This window comes from Streptomyces sp. DH12, from assembly GCF_020873895.1.
Classification (GTDB): domain Bacteria; phylum Actinomycetota; class Actinomycetes; order Streptomycetales; family Streptomycetaceae; genus Streptomyces.
In genome coordinates, this window is sequence record NZ_JAHWGT010000012.1 from 162,934 (window position 1) to 178,800 (window position 15,867).

Annotated in this window: 11 protein-coding genes; 6 read left to right on the plus strand and 5 right to left on the minus strand. The window is 73.4% G+C overall.

What is annotated here, in order from left to right; all coding sequences use genetic code 11:
* Positions 1-111 precede the first annotated feature (111 nt).
* Positions 112-1,650 carry a bifunctional glycosyltransferase/class I SAM-dependent methyltransferase gene (locus tag LPA54_RS42855; protein WP_228977248.1) on the minus strand — a complete coding sequence of 513 codons (1,539 nt, stop codon included), beginning with the start codon at positions 1,648-1,650 and terminating at the stop codon, positions 112-114.
* Entirely contained in the window at positions 1,647-2,933 is a 1,287-nt protein-coding gene (locus LPA54_RS13735; protein WP_228977250.1) for a glycosyltransferase family 39 protein, read from the minus strand. Before LPA54_RS13735 ends, LPA54_RS42855 begins: the two co-directional genes overlap by 4 nt.
* Before the next feature lie 247 nt (positions 2,934-3,180).
* Between LPA54_RS13735 and LPA54_RS13740 the strand changes: the two genes are divergently transcribed.
* From LPA54_RS13740 to rfbD, 3 genes are read left to right on the plus strand one after another with little or no spacing between them, the layout of a single operon-like run.
* Positions 3,181-4,251, plus strand: coding sequence for a glucose-1-phosphate thymidylyltransferase (locus LPA54_RS13740; protein WP_228977252.1), 1,071 nt, complete (start codon positions 3,181-3,183; stop codon positions 4,249-4,251).
* Positions 4,248-5,234 carry a dTDP-glucose 4,6-dehydratase gene (gene rfbB, locus LPA54_RS13745; RefSeq protein ID WP_228977255.1) on the plus strand — a complete coding sequence of 329 codons (987 nt, stop codon included), beginning with the start codon at positions 4,248-4,250 and terminating at the stop codon, positions 5,232-5,234. Before LPA54_RS13740 ends, rfbB begins: the two co-directional genes overlap by 4 nt.
* Positions 5,231-6,130, plus strand: coding sequence for a dTDP-4-dehydrorhamnose reductase (gene rfbD / locus LPA54_RS13750; RefSeq protein ID WP_228977298.1), 900 nt, complete (start codon positions 5,231-5,233; stop codon positions 6,128-6,130). Before rfbB ends, rfbD begins: the two co-directional genes overlap by 4 nt.
* Here the strand turns inward: rfbD and LPA54_RS13755 are convergent.
* Both LPA54_RS13755 and LPA54_RS13760 read right to left on the minus strand, forming a co-directional pair.
* Positions 6,111-6,722 carry a dTDP-4-dehydrorhamnose 3,5-epimerase family protein gene (locus LPA54_RS13755; protein WP_228977256.1) on the minus strand — a complete coding sequence of 204 codons (612 nt, stop codon included), beginning with the start codon at positions 6,720-6,722 and terminating at the stop codon, positions 6,111-6,113. The two genes, rfbD and LPA54_RS13755, sit on opposite strands and share 20 nt — an antisense overlap.
* 114 nt (positions 6,723-6,836) lie before the next feature.
* Positions 6,837-7,454 (minus strand): TetR/AcrR family transcriptional regulator, encoded by a 618-nt coding sequence (locus tag LPA54_RS13760; protein ID WP_228977259.1) that lies wholly within the window; start codon positions 7,452-7,454, stop codon positions 6,837-6,839.
* A gap of 238 nt (positions 7,455-7,692) precedes the next feature.
* Between LPA54_RS13760 and LPA54_RS13765 the strand changes: the two genes are divergently transcribed.
* From LPA54_RS13765 to LPA54_RS13775, 3 genes are all read left to right on the plus strand, one after another.
* On the plus strand, positions 7,693-8,568 hold the full coding sequence (locus tag LPA54_RS13765) for an ABC transporter permease (protein WP_228977301.1): 876 nt from the start codon (positions 7,693-7,695) through the stop codon (positions 8,566-8,568).
* Positions 8,561-9,328 carry an ABC transporter ATP-binding protein gene (locus LPA54_RS13770; RefSeq protein ID WP_228977261.1) on the plus strand — a complete coding sequence of 256 codons (768 nt, stop codon included), beginning with the start codon at positions 8,561-8,563 and terminating at the stop codon, positions 9,326-9,328. Before LPA54_RS13765 ends, LPA54_RS13770 begins: the two co-directional genes overlap by 8 nt.
* 80 nt (positions 9,329-9,408) lie before the next feature.
* Positions 9,409-10,641, plus strand: a complete 1,233-nt coding sequence (locus tag LPA54_RS13775) for a glycosyltransferase 87 family protein (RefSeq protein ID WP_228977263.1) — start codon at positions 9,409-9,411, stop codon at positions 10,639-10,641.
* A gap of 135 nt (positions 10,642-10,776) precedes the next feature.
* Here the strand turns inward: LPA54_RS13775 and LPA54_RS13780 are convergent, their stop codons facing one another.
* Positions 10,777-15,714, minus strand: coding sequence for an NAD-glutamate dehydrogenase (locus tag LPA54_RS13780; protein ID WP_228977265.1), 4,938 nt, complete (start codon positions 15,712-15,714; stop codon positions 10,777-10,779).
* Positions 15,715-15,867: the final 153 nt, after the last annotated feature.

Below are 15,867 nucleotides of genomic sequence, written 5' to 3' on the forward strand. Positions count from 1 at the left end.
GGGCGGTCCTTGGTCGGGAGGCGGTGGGGGCGGTTCGGTCGGCGGGGCGGGGGCCGGTGCGGTGGGGGGCGCGAGGGCCGGTGGGGTGGGCGTGGTGTGGGGCGCGGGCGCTCAGACGGCGACGCGGTCGACGGGCCGGTCGACCGGGACGAACTGCCGGTTGAGGATGTCCTGGACGGGCACGTGCTGCCCGGCGACGACCGTGCGCGCCGCGTGCGGGGTGAGCTGGGCGACGTACTGGTAGCCGAAGAGGGTGGGTCGCAGCCGGGTCAGGCCCCTGGACAGCAGGCCGAGGACCCGGGCGAGCGGCCCGCCGCCGAGGACGGACCAGAAAGGGGCGCCGGTCGCGGTGAGGGACAGTTCGTCGTACCCGGCGGAGCGCAGGGTGCGGCGGAGGCTGGCCCGGCTGAAGAACCGCAGGTGGGTGACGTCGAGGATGCCGCGCCTGTCGTAGTCGAACAGGCCGAGGGCGATCCGCAGCCGCGCGTACCAGTGGCCGATGTTCGGCACCGACAGCAGGACGAGGCCCTCGGGGCGCAGGACGTCCTGGAGCTGGGTGAGGAGCCGTTCGGGCCGGGAGAGGTGCTCGATGACGTCGCCCGCGACGACGTAGTCGTAGCCGTCGCCGACCTCCTCGGGCAGGCCCTGCTCCAGGTCGGCGAGGAGGAAGCGGGAGCAGCGGTCGCGCACGCCGTCGACCTCGACGGCGTCGATGCCGGTGACCTGGTGGCCGAGGGCTTCGAGGCGTTCGGCGAAGAGCCCGCCGGAGCAGCCGACGTCGAGGACGCGGCCGGGCGGCAGGTCCCGCAGGCGGTCGAGGAGGAGGGCGTGCGAGGAGCCGTCGCCCTCCTTGAAGGCGTAGCCGGCGGGCTGGGGGATCCACTCGCAGGTGCCGAAGCCCTTCTTCGCGAGCCGGTACGACAGGACGTCCTTGACGACGTCCTTGGCGTAGCGCAGCCCGTCGACGTAGCAGACCTCGTCGCCGTAGTGGGTGGGGATGGGGATCTCGTGGATGCGCAGGCCGGCGTCGGCGAACTGGACGATGATCTGCGTGTCGAAGTCGAAGCCGTCGCTGTTGTGGGCGAGGGGCAGCCGGTCGAGGGCGTCGACGCGGTAGGCGCGGTAGCCGGAGTGGAACTCGCTCAGGTCGGTGCCGAGCAGCCCGTTCTCGACGCGGGTCAGGACGCGGTTGCCGACCCACTTGTACAGCGGCATGCCGCCGCGCAGGGCGTCGCGCGGGTGCATCATGCGCGAGCCGAACACGGCGTCGGCCTCGCCGCTCTCCAGGGGGGCGACGAGCTGCGGGAGGAGTTCGGGGGCGTACTGGCCGTCGCCGTGGAGGAGGACGACGATGTCCAGGCCGCGGCGGGCGGCGAGGGCGTACCCGGCCTTCTGGTTTCCGCCGTAGCCGAGGTTCTTGGTGTGCCGCATGACGACGGTGGGCGGGTGGCCGGGCCGCTGGGACCAGCGGCGGCCGGCGGCGAAGGTGGCGTCCTGGCTGGCGTCGTCGAGGACGAGGATCTCGGCGATCCTCGGGCGGAACTCCTCCGGGATCCGGTCGAGGGTCCTCTCCAGGGTGGACTCCGCGTTGTACGCCACCACCAGGATGCCGATGCGGGGCGTGCGGCTGGGGCTCTGGCCTTCCGTCACGGGTGCTTCTCCACTCTTGCGGGGCGGGCGGTCTGGTCGGGGGCGGCGGCCGGGTGGTGCGGCCCCGGCGGCGCGGCGGCCGCGGGATGGTCGGCGGGGCCGGGCCGCGGTTCGGTGCGCGGGCGGGCGATGTCGAGGGGCCCGGCGGTGAGGATCCGGTGGACGCCGAGGGCGACGGAGAGGCCGAGCAGGACCCAGCCGAGCGCGCCGAAGGCCATCTCGGTCTGCGTCCAGTGGACGGGGCGCTGCAGGGAGTAGACGGAGGTGGTGACGCCGCCGACGACGAGGCCGTAGGCGAGGCCGGGCCACAGGCCGATGACGAACAGCGCGGCGGCGGGCCAGGCGAGGTACTGCACCCCGGAGGCCGTGCTGAGCAGCAGCAGCGTGCCGAGGGTCGTGGCGACGGCGACGGGCGTGTCGGCGGGGCGGCGCCAGGCGAGCCAGGCGCCGAGGGTGACGATCGCGGCGACGACGAGGTAGTGGCCGGGGCCGCGGACGAGGGCGATGTACGGCTCGGGGACCTCCGCCCAGCGGGCGAACTGCACGACGCCCCAGAAGCTGAAGTTGCCGCCCGCGTACTCGAGGACGTTGGCCTTCAGCCCGGCCGGCACGGTCGCGATGACGGGCCCCCACACGGCGAGGAACAGCGCCGCGAAGCCGGCCGTGAAGCGGACGAAGGCGGGGCGGCCGACCCGCCAGGCGGCGACGAACAGCAGCGGGACGACCACGACGGGCACGAACTTGACGCTGATGCACAGGGCCGCCGCGACCCCGGCCGTGGCGAACCGGGCCCGGTCGGCGAGCAGCCAGGCGGCGGCGAGGGCGAACATGACGGCGACGGAGTCGGTGTTCCCGTGGTAACCGGACGTGCCGAAGAGGACCGGGCACAGGGCAGCGCCGAGGGCGCACGCCGTGGCCGTCCGCAGGGTTCTCCTGCGCCGTACGACCTCGAACACGAGGAGGACGGTGAGAAAGTCCGCGAGACACGCCGGGAAACGGATCATCGGGGCGAACGGAACGCCGATCCCCATGAGTTTCTCCATGGCGAGGAGCATCCAGCTCGCCAGCGGCGGATGGTTGTAGACCGGCAGGTGCGGGAGGGGCTCGGCGTAGATGCGCACGGGTCCCGCCAGGGCGATGGCACGCGCGAATCCATAGAAGAACCGCACGTCAGCGGGGCCTTGGGTGGCTGCGGCGAGCGCCATCTTGGAGAGGAACGCGAGCGCCGCGACCCCCAGGACGACGATCCGGGCTTTCCTCGCGTCCCAGGACAGAGACGACATTCGTCCGTACATGGTTGACGAACGTAGCAACGCACCGGGGACGAGCGAAGCACCGATTAACACACTTAATCCGCGGCGAAGTTCCCGGGCGCCTGTCATGGCCTCGCGGGTGAATTGCCGAATCACACGTATGGCCCATGATCCGACGTAATTCGTGGCGTTCAACTGTCGTTCACAGCCTGCCCCTTGTCCGCGCGCTTTCGCGTGTCGGTCCCGGTCACCTTCCAGATCAGGTCAGGTTGAGTCAGTGAAAGCACTCGTACTCTCGGGCGGCGCCGGTACCCGGCTCCGCCCGATCACCCACACGTCGGCCAAACAGCTCGTGCCGGTCGCCAACAAGCCCGTCCTCTTCTACGGCCTGGAGTCGATCGCCGCGGCGGGGGTCCGGGAGGTCGGCATCATCGTCGGCGACACCACCGAGCGGGAGATCCGCGCGGCGGTCGGCGACGGGTCGCGGTTCGGCCTCGACGTCACGTACATCCCGCAGCACGCCCCGCTCGGCCTCGCGCACGCCGTGCTCATCGCCCGCGACTTCCTCGGCGAGGACGACTTCGTGATGTACCTCGGCGACAACTTCGTCGTCGGCGGCATCACCGACCTGGTGGAGGAGTTCCGGGCGCGCCGGCCGGACGCGCAGATCCTGCTGACGAAGGTCGCCGACCCGCGGGCGTTCGGCGTGGCCGAGCTGGACGCGGACGGCCGGGTGGCGCGGCTGGAGGAGAAGCCCGTCGACCCGCGCAGCGACCTCGCCCTGGTCGGCGTGTACCTGTTCTCCCCGGCGGTGCACGAGGCGGTGCGGGCCATCAAGCCCTCGGCCCGCGGCGAGCTGGAGATCACCGACGCGCTCCAGTGGCTGATCGACGAGCGCCGGACCGTGAAGTCGACCATCGTCTCCGGCTACTGGAAGGACACCGGGAACGTGGCGGACATGCTGGAGGTGAACCGGTCGGTGCTGGAGCTGCTGACCCCGCTCAACGAGGGCTCGGTCGACACGGCCACCGAGATCATCGGCCGGGTGCAGATCGGCCCCGGCGCCACCGTGCGCGGCTCGCGGATCGTCGGCCCCGTCGTCATCGGGGCGGGCACGGTGGTGGAGAACTCCTACATCGGCCCGTCCACGTCCATCGCGGAGGACTGCCGGGTGACCGACAGCGAGATCGAGTACTCCATCGTGCTCAGCGGCTCCTCGCTGCTCGGCGTGGGGCGCGTCGAGGCGTCCCTGATCGGCCGTAACGTCGAGATCACCCCGGCCCCGCCCATCCCGGCCGCCCACCGCCTGGTGCTCGGCGATCACAGCAAGGTGCAGATCTCAGCATGAACACCGTGACGCGCATCCTGGTCACCGGCGGCGCCGGCTTCATCGGCTCCCACTACGTGCGCACCCTCCTGGCCGACCCGGCCGCCCCGGTCGAGGTCACCGTCCTCGACGCCCTGACCTACGCCGGGAACCCGGCCAACCTCGACCCGGTCCGCGCCGACCGCCGCTTCGCCTTCGTGCACGGCGACGTCTGCGACGCGGAGCTGGTCGGCAAGGTGCTCTCCGAACACGACGAGGTCGTCCACTTCGCCGCCGAGTCGCACGTGGACCGGTCCATCGCCGGCGCCGCCCCGTTCGTCCGGACCAACGTGCTCGGCACGCAGACGCTCCTCGACGCGGCGCTGCGCGGCGGCGTCCGCACGTTCGTGCAGGTCTCCACCGACGAGGTGTACGGGTCTATCGACACGGGCGCCTGGACCGAGGACGCCCCGCTGCTGCCGAACTCGCCGTACGCGGCGTCGAAGGCCTCCGCCGACCTGCTGGCGCTGGCGTACCACCGCACGCACGGCCTGGACGTGCGGGTGACGCGCTGCTCCAACAACTACGGTCCGAACCAGCACCCCGAGAAGGCCGTCCCGCTCTTCGTCACCCGGCTCCTCACCGGCGGCCGGGTGCCGCTCTACGGGGACGGCTCCCACGTGCGGGACTGGCTCCACGTCGGCGACCACGTCGCCGGGGTGGAGCTGGTCCGGCGGGGCGGCCGGCCCGGCGAGGTGTACCACATCGGCGGCGGCACGGAGCTGACCAACCGCCAGCTGGTCGACTTCCTGCTGGCGGCCTGCGGCGCCGACTGGTCGCGCGTCGACCACGTCGCCGACCGCAAGGGCCACGACCGGCGGTACGCGCTGGACGACACCAAGACCCGCGCCGAGCTGGGGTACCGGCCCCGCACGGACCTGGCGACGGGCCTGGCGGCGACGGTCGCCTGGTACCGCGAGAACCGCTCGTGGTGGGAGCCGCCGACGGGGCGGGCCGCGCGATGAGGCGGGTGCGGAGGCGGTGGCTGGTCACCGGCGCGGGCGGGCTGCTCGGCCGGGACGTCGTCGCCCGGCTCGGCGCCCGCGCCGTCGGCCTGGACCGGCGCGCGCTGGACGTCACCGACCCGGTGGCGGTGCGGGCGGCGCTCACGGCGCACCGGCCGGCGGTGGTGGTCAACTGCGCGGCGTGGACGGCCGTCGACGAGGCGGAGGCGCGGGAGCGGGAGGCGCTGCTGGTCAACGGCACGGCGGCCCGGTACCTCGCGGAGACCTGCGCCGAGCTGGGGTGCGTCCTGCTGCACGTGTCGACCGACTACGTCTTCGGCGGCGACGCGTGCGTCCCGTACGCCGAGGGCGCCCTGCCCGGCCCGCGCACCGCGTACGGGCGGACGAAGCTGGTCGGCGAGCGGGCCGTGCTGGAACTGCTGCCGGAGCGCGGGTACGTGGTGCGCACGGCGTGGCTGTACGGGGCGCAGGGCGGCAACTTCGTCCGCACGATGATCGGCGCGGAGGCGGCGCGGGAGACCGTCGACGTGGTCGACGACCAGCGCGGCCAGCCGACGTGGACCGTCGACCTGGCCGACCGGCTGCGGGCGCTGGGCCGGGCCGCGCTGGCCGGCCGGGCGCCCGCGGGCGTCTACCACGGCACGAACGGCGGCGACGGCACGTGGTGCGAGCTGGCGCGCGAGACGTACCGGCTGCTGGGCAGCGACCCGGAGCGGGTCCGGGCGACGTCCAGCGCGGCCTTCCCCCGCCCGGCGGCGCGCCCCGCGTACAGCGTGCTGGGGCACGACCGGTGGCACGCGGCGGGGCTGGAGCCGCCGCGTGCCTGGCGGGAGGCGCTGGCGGAGGCGTTCCCCGCGCTGGTCGCCGCCGGTCGGGTCAGTGCCGGGCGAAGGTGACGCCGCGCAGCGCCTGGTACCAGTGCCGGCAGTCCTCGTAGGACGGCAGCAGGCCCCCGCGCTCCGCCTCGGCGAGCGTGGGGGCCGCGGCGTCCCGGGGGGAGAGGAGGGGCGTGAGCCCGGCGGGCCAGTCGATGCCGAGCGCCGGGTCGAGGGGGTGGACGGCGTGCTCGCGGGCGGGGGCGTAGCCGCGTGAGCAGAGGTAGACGACGGTGGCGTCGTCGGTGAGGGCCATGAAGGCGTGCCCGAGCCCCTCGGCCAGGTACAGCGCGCGCCGCCGGCGGTCGTCGAGCCGGACGGCCTCCCAGGCCCGGTAGGTGGGCGAGCCGGTGCGCAGGTCGACGACGACGTCGAGCACGGCGCCGCGCACGCACGTGACGTACTTGGCCTGCCCGGGCGGCACGTCGGCGTAGTGGACGCCGCGCAGGGTGCCGCGGCTGGACACGGAGCAGTTCGCCTGGGCGAGGCCGAGCCCGTACCCGGCGGCCTCGGCCAGGTCGGGTGCCCGGAACCACTCGTGGAAGGTTCCCCGGTCGTCCTCGTAGACCTGCGGTTCCCTCACCCACGCGCCTTCGATGCTGAGCTCTCGCACTGGTGGCCCACCGTCCTTTCGTGTCGGCAGACCCAACCGATCGGGCGGCGTCACGTCACCGCAGGCGCCTCCGTCCGGGTGAACCGCCGGCACCCCGACGCCGGCGGGTGGCGTTCAGGCCAGAGCCCGGAGGCCGGCCACGGCGGCGGTGGCGAGGTCGTCGAGGTAGGCGGCGGTGGGGGCGCCGTCGCGCACCACGACGAGCCGCCAGTACAGGGGGCCGACGATCAGGTCGAGCGCCCGGTCGGCGTCGGCGCCCTCGGGCAGCTCGCCCCGGTCGGCCGCCGCCCGGACGACCTGCGCGACGACGCCCCGCTGGCTGTCGAGGAGCGTGGCCCGGACGGCCTCGGCGATCTCGGGGTGGCGGGCGGCCTCCACCAGCAGGTCGGGGATGACCTGCGAGGCGACCGGGTGGCGCAGGGCGTGCGAGGCGACCTCCAGCAGGGCGCGCACGTCCCCGTGGAGGGAGCCGGTCGCGGGGGCGGGCAGGCCCTGGACGGCGAAGGCGGTCAGCAGGTCGAGCACGAGCGACAGCTTGGACTTCCAGCGCCGGTAGACGGCCGTCTTGCCGACGCCGGCCCGGCGGGCGATGCCCTCGATGGACATGCGGGCGAAGCCGACGGCGGCGAGCTCCTCGAAGACCGCCGCGCGGATCGCTTCGGTCACGTCCTCCCGGAGCACGGCGGCTCCCGCGGGGGCGCGGCGGGGGGTTCCGGGGGGCGGTGGCGTCATGCCGGGGATCATAGCGCGGCGGCCGCGTCACGACGGGACGGTTGCGTTCCGACGTGCGAGCGTCCTAACCTCCCCGTAGCGACGATACGGATCCGTCCCGACGAAAGGCGAGCGCCCGGTGAGTCCTGTGAGCACGATCGCGCCACCCGCCGCGGCCCCGCCGCCCACCGGGCCCGCCCCGGGCGGCCCCGCGACCTCGGGCGCCCCCGCCGACCCGGGCGCCCCGCCGACCTGGCAGCTGCCCGAGGAGGACCTGCGCGCCCTCGCCCTGCGCCACGGTCTGGCCGTGAGCGGCGCCCGCCCCTCCCTCCCCCGTTACGTGGCGCAGCTGTGGTCGCGGCGCCACTTCGTCACCGCCTTCGCGACGGCGCGCCTCACCGCCCAGTACAGCCAGGCGAAGCTGGGCCAGCTGTGGCAGGTGATGACGCCCCTGCTCAACGCGGCCGTGTACTACTTCATCTTCGGCGTCCTGATGAACACCCGCGCGCAGGTCCCGGACTTCGTGCCGTTCCTGGTGACGGGCGTCTTCATCTGGACGTTCACCGCCAACTCGCTCATGGCCGGCACCCGTGCCATCAGCGGCAACCTCGGCCTGGTGCACGCCCTGCACTTCCCCCGCGCGAGCCTGCCCGTGGCGCTCGCGCTCCAGCAGCTCCAGCAGCTGGTGTTCTCGCTCGCCGCGCTCGTCGCCATCCTGCTGGCCTTCGGCATCGCCCCGGGCGCCCCCTGGCTGCTCGCCGTGCCGGCCCTCGCCCTGCAGGCCCTGTTCAACACCGGCCTGTCGCTCGCCCTGGCCCGGGTCGCCGCCCGCACCCCGGACGTCGCGCAGCTCATGCCGTTCGTGCTGCGCACCTGGATGTACGCGTCGGGCGTGATGTTCAGCCTCGACCACGTCCTCACGGGCCGGGACCTGCCGCACGCGCTCGTCCTCGCGCTCCAGTACAACCCGGCGGCGCTCTACATCGACCTGATGCGCTTCGCGCTCGTCGACAGCTTCACGGCCGCCCAGCTGCCGCCCCACGCGTGGGGCGCGGCCGCGGCCTGGGCCCTGGCCGCCTTCGCGGGCGGGTTCGTCTGGTTCTGGCAGGCAGAGGAGACCTACGGCCGTGGCTGAACGCGTCCCCACCGTCGTCGTCGACGGCGTCCACGTCACCTACACCGTGCAGGGCGCGGCGCCCGCGCGCGGCGGCGACCGCGGGTCGCTGCTCGGCCGGGTCCTCGCCCGGGGGAAGGCCCGCCCGGCCGCGCGCACCGTGCACGCCGTCAAGGGCGTCAGCTTCGCCGCGTACAAGGGCGAGGCCATCGGGCTGATCGGCAGCAACGGCTCCGGCAAGTCCACCCTGCTCAAGGCCATCGCCGGCCTGCTGCCGCCGAGCCGGGGCAGCGTCTACACCCAGGGCCAGCCCAGCCTCCTCGGGGTCAACGCCGCCCTCATGGGCGACCTCACCGGCGAGCGCAACGTCGTCCTCGGCGGGCTGGCGATGGGCATGACCCGCGCGGAGATCCAGGAGCGCTACGAGCGGATCGTCGAGTTCTCCGGCATCAACGACAAGGGCGACTTCGTGTCGCTGCCCATGCGCACCTACTCCTCCGGCATGGGCGCCCGGCTGCGCTTCTCCATCGCCGCCGCCCGCTCCCACGACGTGCTCCTCGTCGACGAGGCGCTCGCCACCGGCGACGCGGCGTTCCGGCAGCGCAGCCAGCAGCGCATCAACGAGCTGCGCGCCGAGGCGGGCACGGTCTTCCTCGTCAGCCACAGCAACGCGACCATCCGCGAGACCTGCGACCGGGCGATCTGGCTGGAGTCCGGGCGGATCCTCATGGACGGCCCCTCCGACGAGGTCGTCGCCGCCTACGAACGGCACACCCGGTAGGGGGTGTCGGGCGCCCGGCCGTCACCCCCTTGCCCGCGACAACGGGACGAAGCGGGCGAACCTGACTTATGTTCGCGGGGATGACCACGTACCGGCTCAGCACCCCGCGTACCCACCGGCACCAGCTCCGCTTCCGGGAGCAGCGCCGGCCGGGTCCCGTTCCCCTCGTCGCCGTCTGGGCCCTCACCCGTGCCGGGATGCTGTGGCTGCTGGCGCACGACACCCTCGGCATCGGCGGCGTCGGCCGCGAGGTCCACGTCCTGTACGAGCACTGGTACGGGCGGCTCGCCCACGGCGTGCTCCCGGCGGACGAGGCCGCGTGGCAGTACCCGCCCGGCGCCGCGCTCGCCCTCCTGGCGCCCGGCGCGGTGCCCGGCCTGTCGTACTTCCAGGCGTTCGTCCTGCTGGCGCTGCTCGCGGACGCGGCCGTCCTGCTGCTCCTGTACTGGGCCGGCGGGGCCGGCGCCTGGTACTGGACGTGCGCCCTGCCGCTGCTCCTGCACGTGCCGCTCGCCCGCTACGACCTGCTGGTCACCGTGCTCGCGGTGGGCGCCCTCCTCGCCGCGCCCGCCGGCCGGACCCGGCTCGCGGGCGTCCTGGCGGGGCTCGGCGCCCTGGTGAAGGGGTGGCCGCTGCTCGCCCTCACCGGCACCGCCCCCGGCCCGGCGACCCGCCGCTCCTGGACGGCGGCGCTCGCCACCGGCGCGGGCGGCGCGGTCCTGCTGGCCCTCGTGTTCCCGCACACCCTGGGCTTCCTGCGCCACCAGGGCGACCGGGGCGTGCAGGTCGAGTCGGTCGGCGGTTCCCTGCTGTCGCTGGCGCACCTCGCCGGCTGGCCGGGGCGCGTGGTCCACCGGTACGGGGCGTTCGAGTTCACCGGCCCGTACGTCGCGGCGGTGGCGGGCGTGTCGCTGGTGCTGACCGGCGCCGTCCTGGTGTGGCTGGTGCTGTGGCGGGTGCGGTCGCTGCACTGGTCGGAGTCGACCCCGGCGGACGCGGCGCTCATGGCGGTGCTGCTCTTCACGGTCACCAGCCGGGTGATCAGCCCGCAGTACCTGGTGTGGCTGCTCGCCCTGGCGGCGGTGTGCCTGACGTTCCGCACCACGACCCAGCGCCCCGTCGCCGTGCTCCTGCTGCCGGCCGCCGCGCTCACCGCCCTCGCCTACCCGCTGCTGTACGTCGACGTCCTGCTGGTCACCCCGGTGGGCTGCGCGGTGCTCGTGGTGCGCAACGGGCTGCTGGTGGCGGCGGCGCTGCTGTCGTGCCGGCTGCTGTGGGACGAGTCGGCGCCGGACGTGCTGCGCGTGCCGTAGCCGCGCCTGCCCCTCCCCTCCCCTCCCCTCCGCTCCCCTCCGCTCCCCTCCGCTCCCCTCCGCTTCCGGCCCCGACGCCGCGGGGCGCCCGCCGCGGTGTCGCGGTGGGCGCCCCGTGGCGCGTGTGCGGGCCGGTCAGGTGTGCGTGCGCAGCAGCGTCCGCATGGTGCGCATGGCCACCGACAGGTTGGCCAGGTCGAACGCGTCGGAGTTCTGGATCTCCTCCAGCGTGGTGCGGGCGCGGCCGAGGAGCGAGGCGTTGCGCCGCTCCCAGGCGGCGAACCGCTCCTCGGGCGCCGACGCGCCGTTCCCGGCGGACAGCACGTCGGCGGTGAGCGCCGCGTGCGCCGCGTACAGGTCCTCGCGGATGGCGGCGCGGGCCATGGACTGCCAGCGGTCGGCGCGGGGCAGCTCGATGATGCGGTCCATCAGCTGCGTGATCCGCAGCCGGTCGGCGAGGTCGTAGTACACCTCGGCGACGGCCAGCGGCTCCTTGCCGGTGCGGTCCGCGATGGCGACGATGTCGAGCGTCGGGAAGGCGGAGGAGAACCCGGCGACCCGCGCGGCCAGCTCCACGGGGACGCCCGCCGCGGTCAGCTCGGCGACCAGGCCCTCGTACCACTCCAGGTCGGCGCCGCGCAGCAGCTTCGGCAGCTCCCCCCACACCTGCTCCACGCGGGCGCCGAAGAAGTCGATCGTCTCGGCGAGCTGGAGCGGCTGCGGCCGGTTGTTGAGCAGCCACCGCGTGCCGCGCTCGACGAGGCGCCGGGAGTGCAGCCGGATGCGGCTCTGCACGTCGGCCGGGACCTGGTTGTCCAGGGCCTCGACGGCGTCCCAGACGGCGCCGAGCCCGAAGATGGTCCGGGCCGCGGTGTGCGCGCGGACGATCTCCTCGATCGACGCGCCGGTCTCCTCGCGGAGCCGGTGCAGGTAGGTCGAGCCGCCGGTGTTCACCGTGTCGTTGACCATGACCGTGGTGATGATCTCGCGGCGCAGGGCGTGCGCGTCGATCTGCTCGGGGAACTCCTCGCGCAGCTTCGAGGGGAAGTACGCGTGGAGCAGGCTGCGCAGGTACGGGTCGTCGGGCAGGTCGGTCGCGATCAGCTCCTCCGCCACCGTGATCTTGGTGTAGGCGAGGAGGACGGCCAGTTCGGGCTGGCTGAGGCCCCGGCCGCTGTTCAGCAGTTCGCGGATCTGCCGGTCGGTGGGGAGGAACTCCAGGCCGCGGTCGAGCCGCCCGTCGCGCTCCAGCCGGCGCAGGAACCGCTGGTGGGCGTGGAGCAGGGAGCCGGACTGGCCGGCGGCGAGGGCGAGGGCGACGTTCTGCGCGTAGTTGTTGCGCAGGACCAGGGAGCCGACCTCGTCGGTCATCTCGGCGAGGATCCGGTTGCGCTGCTTGACGGTCATGTCGCCGTCGGAGACGAGCCCGTTCAGCAGGATCTTGATGTTCACCTCGTGGTCGGAGGTGTCCACGCCGGCGCTGTTGTCGATGGCGTCGGTGTTGATCCTGCCGCCGTCGCCGGCGGGGCCGCCCCGGCGGGCGAACTCGATCCGGCCGAGCTGGGTCAGGCCGAGGTTGCCGCCCTCGCCGACGACCTTGACGCGCAGCTCCTCGCCGTCGACGCGGATCGCGTCGTTGGCCTTGTCGCCGACGTCGGCGTGCGTCTCGGTGGTCGCCTTGACGTACGTGCCGATGCCGCCGTTCCACAGCAGGTCCACCGGGGCCTTGAGGATGGCCTTCATCAGCTCGGCGGGGGTCAGCTTGGTGACGCCGTCCTCGATGCCGAGGGCGGCCCGCATGTGGGCGTTGACCGGGATGGACTTGGCCTGCCGGGAGTGGACGCCACCGCCCGGGGAGAGCAGCCCGGTGTCGTAGTCGGCCCAGGAGCTGCGGGGCAGCTCGAACAGGCGGCGCCGCTCGGCGTAGGAGACGGCCGCGTCGGGGTTCGGGTCGACGAAGATGTGCCGGTGGTCGAAGGCCGCGACGAGCCTGATGTGCTCGGACAGCAGCATGCCGTTGCCGAAGACGTCGCCGGACATGTCGCCGACGCCGACGACCGTGAAGTCCTGCGTCCGCGTGTCGTGGCCGAGCTCCCGGAAGTGCCGCTCGACGGAGACCCACGCGCCGCGGGCGGTGATGCCCATGCCCTTGTGGTCGTAGCCCGCGGAGCCGCCGGAGGCGAAGGCGTCGCCGAGCCAGAAGCCGTAGTCGACGGCGACCTCGTTGGCGATGTCGGAGAAGGTCGCGGTGCCCTTGTCGGCGGCGACGACGAGGTAGGTGTCGTCCTCGTCGTGGCGGACCACGTCGGCGGGCGGCACGACCTCGCCGGCGACGAGGTTGTCGGTGATGTCCAGGAGCGCGGAGATGAACGTCCGGTAGGCGGCGACGCCCTCGGCGAGCCACGCGTCGCGGTCGACGGACGGGTCGGGCAGCTGCTTGGCGACGAAGCCGCCCTTCGCGCCGACGGGGACGATCACGGTGTTCTTCACCATCTGCGCCTTGACCAGGCCGAGGATCTCCGTACGGAAGTCCTCGCGCCGGTCGGACCAGCGCAGACCGCCGCGCGCGACCTTGCCGAAGCGCAGGTGGACGCCCTCGACGCGGGGCGAGTACACCCAGATCTCGAAGGCGGGGCGCGGGGCCGGCAGGTCGGGCATGGCCTGCGGGTCGAACTTCATCGACACGTAGGCGTGCGGCCGGCCGTCGGCGTCCTTCTGGAAGAAGTTGGTGCGCAGCGTCGCCTTGATGACGGTGAGGAACGACCGCAGGATCCGGTCGTCGTCGAGCGAGACGACCTGGTCGAGCGCGCCGTCGAGCTCCTCCAGGATCCCGTCGGTCAGCTCGGTGCCGGCCCGCTGCCGCTCCGGCGCCATCCGCGCCTCGAAGAGGGAGACGAGCAGCCGCGTGGTGTGGACGTTGTCGCGGAGGGTGTCCTCCATGTAGTCCTGGCTGAACGTCGAGCCGGCCTGCCGCAGGTACTTGGCGTAGGCGCGCAGCACCATCGCCTGCCGCCAGGAGAGACCGGCGGTCAGGACCAGGGCGTTGAACCCGTCGTTCTCCGCCTGGCCGGTCCACGTCGCGGCGAACGCCTCCTGGAACCGCTCGTGGGCGTCGTCGCGGAAGTCGGCGCCGTTGCCCGTGGTGGGCATGCGCAGGCCGAAGTCGTAGATCCAGGCGTGGCTGCGGTCGGCGCAGCGCAGCTCGTAGGGCCGCTCGTCGACGACCTCCACGCCGAGCCGGTTGAGGACCGGCAGCACCGCCGAGAGCGACACCTGCGCACCCGACTTGTAGATCTTGAAGCGGCGCTCGCCGGGGGCGGCGCCGACCGGCTCGTACAGGGAGAGCGCGAAGTCCTCGCCGCCGTGGCCGAGCTGCTCCAGCTGCAGGACGTCGGCGACGGCCGCCCGCGGCGAGTGGTCGGCCTTGTACCCCTCGGTGAAGGCGTTGCCGTAGCGGCGCAGCAGGTCGGAGGCGCGCTCCTCGCCGGACTCGGCGTTGAGGGCCTCGGCGAAGCCGTCGGCCCAGGAGCGGGCGGCCTCCGCGAGGCGCGCCTCGACGCGGTCGGCGTCGGCGTCGGTGAGCGGCGTGAGGGTGGAGCCCTGCGGGACGCGCACGACGAAGTGGAGGCGGGAGAGGACCGACTCGGTGTTCCAGGCGGTGAAGTCGACGCTGGTGCCGCCCAGCTCCTCCTTCAGGATGTCCGTGAGCCGCTCGCGGACCGTGGTGTTGAACCGGTCGCGCGGCAGGTAGACGAGGGCGGAGTAGTAGCGGCCGTACTCGTCCTGGCGCAGGAACAGGCGCAGCCGGCGGCGCTCCTGGAGGTACAGGACGCTGGTGACGATGGTCAGCAGCTGGTCGACGGGCGTCTGGAACAGCTCGTCGCGCGGGTAGGTCTCCAGGATCTGCAGCAGGTCCCGCCCGTCGTGGCTGGCGGGCGAGAACCCGGCGGCGTCCAGCAGCTCGGCCACCTTGCGGCGAACGACGGGGACGCGCCGCACGGACTCGGTGTACGCGGCGGAGGAGAACAGGCCGAGGAAGCGCCGCTCGCCGACGACGTTGCCGGCGGCGTCGAACTTCTTCACGCCGATGTAGTCCAGGTAGGACGGCCGGTGGACGGTGGCGCGGCTGTTGGCCTTGGTGAGGATGAGCAGCTTGTGCTCACGGGCCTTGGCACGGGCGTCGGCGGGCAGCCGGTTGAACGACGGCGAGACGGGGTGGCCGTGCGCGTCGTCGTCACCGCCGTGGTGCGGGTCGGAGCGCAGGACGCCGAGGCCGGTGCCGGGGACGGCCGCGAGGGCGTCGCCGTCGACGAGGGTGTACTCGCGGTAGCCCAGGAAGGTGAAGTGGTCGTCGGCGAGCCACCGCAGCAGCTCGCGCGCCTCCTCCACCTCGCTGGGGCGCAGGTCGTCGGCGACGGGCTCGTCCTCGAGGCCGGCGGCGAGGCGCAGCGCCGTCTCGCGCATCTTCTCCCAGTCCTCGACGGCCTCGCGGACGTCGGACAGGACGCGCAGCAGGTCGGCGGTGATCTGCTGGAGGTCCTCGCGGTCGGTCTCGCGGTCGATCTCGACGTGGATCCAGGACTCGACGAGCGCGTCGTGCGGCCGGTCCCGGTCGCCGATGACCGAGCCCGGACCGGAGGACAGCACCTCGATGAGCTTTCCGGTCACGTCACGGCGGACGACGACCTGCGGGTGCACCACGAGGTGGATGCCGCGGCTCTGCCGGGACAGCTCGTTGGTCACGGAGTCGACGAGGAACGGCATGTCGTCCGTGACCACCTCGACGACGGAGTGGCTGCACGTCCAGCCGTTCTCCTCGACGGTGGGCGTGTGGACCCGCACCCTGGCCGTGCCCTGGGGGCGGTTCTCGGCCAGTCGGTAGTGGGAGAGCGCCGCGCCGAACACGTCGACCGGGTCACGGTCCGTGAGGTCCTCGGGAGCGGTGTGCAGGTAGTAGCGCTGGAGGTACTCGAGCACGGTCTGCGGGTCGGGCCGGTCGCCGGTCTCGTTCTCAGCTACCCGGGCGGCCCGTTCGAGCAGCTCGGCCTTGGCTTCGTCCAGCTTGGTCTGCATGTCCTCTGGCTCCTGTCGCGCGCCGTTGCGTGACGTAGGGGAAGGGAGTGGCACCACTACGCCCCCACGCGGGGTATCCGCTCGGAGGGGTCGTCATACCTGGATGTGAAAGACCCGGTCCCATCTCGGCCATTCTCGGCGAGCACGCCGGGT

What these genes read in the sequence shown, in the direction of transcription:
- LPA54_RS13735 (WP_228977250.1), bottom strand. Translation starts at nt 2,933, where the DNA reads ATGTCGTCTCTGTCCTGGGACGCGAGGAAAGCCCGGATCGTCGTCCTG.
- rfbB (WP_228977255.1), top strand. Translation starts at nt 4,248, where the DNA reads ATGAACACCGTGACGCGCATCCTGGTCACCGGCGGCGCCGGCTTCATC.
- rfbD (WP_228977298.1), top strand. Translation starts at nt 5,231, where the DNA reads ATGAGGCGGGTGCGGAGGCGGTGGCTGGTCACCGGCGCGGGCGGGCTG.
- LPA54_RS13760 (WP_228977259.1), bottom strand. Translation starts at nt 7,454, where the DNA reads ATGACGCCACCGCCCCCCGGAACCCCCCGCCGCGCCCCCGCGGGAGCC.
- LPA54_RS13775 (WP_228977263.1), top strand. Translation starts at nt 9,409, where the DNA reads ATGACCACGTACCGGCTCAGCACCCCGCGTACCCACCGGCACCAGCTC.
- LPA54_RS13780 (WP_228977265.1), bottom strand. Translation starts at nt 15,714, where the DNA reads ATGCAGACCAAGCTGGACGAAGCCAAGGCCGAGCTGCTCGAACGGGCC.